We start from the raw sequence: 2028 nt of genomic DNA, 5'->3' as shown, positions 1-2028 counted from the left end.
CTGAGGTCGAGGCGGCGGAGCGCGAAACCCGGGTGCTGGCGCCGTCGTCCGGCGAGGTCGGCCGGCGGCTCGCCCAGCCCGGCGAACTGGTCCCGCAGGGGTTCCCGGTCTTCATGCTCACGGACATAGAGCATCCCTGGGTGACGCTCACCCTGCGCGAGGATCAGTTCAGCGGGATTCGACGCGGACAGACTCTGACGGGTCGTATTCCCGCTCTGGAGAACCGCACGGCCCGGTTCCGGGTGACCTTCATCGCTCCCGCCGGAGATTTCGCGACCTGGCGTGCGACCCGGCAGTCGAGCGGCTTCGACGTCAAGAGTTTCGAGGTGCGCGTCGCACCGGTCTCGCGCGTCGACGGGCTGCGGCCGGGCATGACCGTCCTGTTCGACTGGCCGCAATGATCGCGGCGTTTCTCGCCGGCGCCCGACGCGAGATCGCCTTTCTGCGCGGGAGCTTCTGGGATCTGTTCCTCGTCGTCTGGCTACCGCTGGCGCTTCTCGCCCTCGTCGCCGTGCAGATGTCGGCGGGGGTTATGCGCGATCTGCCGGTCGCCGTCGTCGACGCCGACGGCGGAAGCGTCGCTCGCGATCTGGTTCGTCGTCTGGACGCCTCGCCCGGCCTGCACGTGGCGGCCCGCCCCAAGGATATGGCCGAGGCCGAGAGCGTGGTGCGGTCCAACCGCGCCTATGCGATCGTCATGCTGCCGCAAGGGCTCGAACGCGCGGTGCTGCGCGGCGAGGCGGGCAGGGTGCTGGTCTTCTACAACGCCAGCTACTCCACGCCCTCGGGGTCAGTGCTGCGCGAGGTCGGCGCCGTGATCCAGAGCCAGGCCCGGACCCTGGCCGCGCAACAGAGCGCGGCGATCCTCGGCCCGGGCCGGGTGCGGCCGGCGCCGATCCAGGTCCAGAGCCGCATCCTCTACAATCCCCAGGCCAGCTACGAGCTGCAACTGGTCGCCCTGATCCACCCGGCCTTGCTGCATCTGCTGTTCATGGTGGCGGTCGTCAGCGCCCTGGGACGCGAACTGCGAGACGGGACGATCGGCGGCTGGCTGGCCGGGCCGCCGCGCGAGGCCGCTGCGGCGGTCGTGGGCAAGATCGCGCCCTATGTGGCGATCTTTCTCGTCTGGGGCGCCCTGGCGACCATCTATCTCGCGGCGTTTCGCGGCTGGCCGGTTGAAGGCAGCGTCGGCCTGCTCCTGGCGGGCTATGTCGGCCTCTATCTCGCTTATGCGGGTATGGCCACGCTGATCGTCGGCCTGACGCTGTCCATGGGGCAGGCGCTGTCCATGACCGCCCTCTATGCGGGCGCCTCCTTCGCCTTCGCCGGGGCCGTCTTTCCAATCGAATCCGCTTCGGCCTTCGCGCGCGTCTGGAGCGCGCTTCTGCCCTACACCACCTTCGCCCGTCTCGTCGCCGAACAATGGATGATGGGCGCGCCCGCGGCGATGTCGGTCAACCTGCTGCTGATCCTGATGACCTTCGCGGTCGTGGGGTTCGGGCTGGGCCTGCCGCAATATCTGGCCGCCTCCCGCAAACCCGATGTCTGGGGGCGACGTTGATCGGCCGGGCCTTCATCGCGACGTTTCGCGCGGTCCTCGCCGACCGGTCGGCCTTCATGCTGATCGTGGTGTCGACGATCCTCTATTCCTTCTTCTACCCTTCCGCCTATTCCGGCGAGGTCGCCGTCCGGATCCCGGTCGCCGTGGTGGATCTGGACAACACCGGGGCCAGCCGTTCGCTGGTGCACAAGCTCTCGGGTCTGCAGCAGGCGGATCTCGTCGCCCGCCTGCCGTCGCCCGAGGCGGCGGACGACTGGTTGCGGACGAGAGGGGCGGGGGCGATCGTCGTCGTGCCTGCGGGGTTCGAACGTCGCATCCTGACCGGCGGGCAAGGGACGGTGGCCCTCTATGGCAACGGCGCCTATCTGCTGCGCAGCAGCACGGCGCTGGCCGGCATAGGCGCGGCGATCACGGCCGAGGCGGGCGAGGCCGCCGTCGATCAGGCGATGGCGCAGGGCGCGCCGGCG

3 protein-coding genes are annotated in these 2028 nt (G+C 69.7%); all 3 read left to right on the top strand.

Annotated features, from left to right (window positions below):
• Positions 1-401, top strand: a 401-nt coding sequence (locus tag RTU05_RS18020) for an efflux RND transporter periplasmic adaptor subunit (RefSeq protein ID WP_312599653.1), incomplete at its 5' end; no start/stop codon positions are given.
• Positions 398-1561: an ABC transporter permease gene (locus RTU05_RS18015; RefSeq protein ID WP_003166883.1), complete on the top strand. Its 1164-nt coding sequence runs from the start codon at positions 398-400 to the stop codon at positions 1559-1561. The genes RTU05_RS18020 and RTU05_RS18015, both read left to right, overlap by 4 nt.
• A partial coding sequence (locus RTU05_RS18010; RefSeq protein WP_312599652.1) for an ABC transporter permease occupies positions 1558-2028 on the top strand: 471 nt, incomplete at its 3' end. The genes RTU05_RS18015 and RTU05_RS18010, both read left to right, overlap by 4 nt.

The sequence above is a fragment of the Brevundimonas sp. genome, from assembly GCF_032017145.1.
In the GTDB taxonomy this organism is placed as follows: Bacteria; Pseudomonadota; Alphaproteobacteria; order Caulobacterales; family Caulobacteraceae; genus Brevundimonas.
Note: the sequence above shows the minus strand (reverse complement) of the source record. Positions and strands in the feature narration are given on the sequence as shown.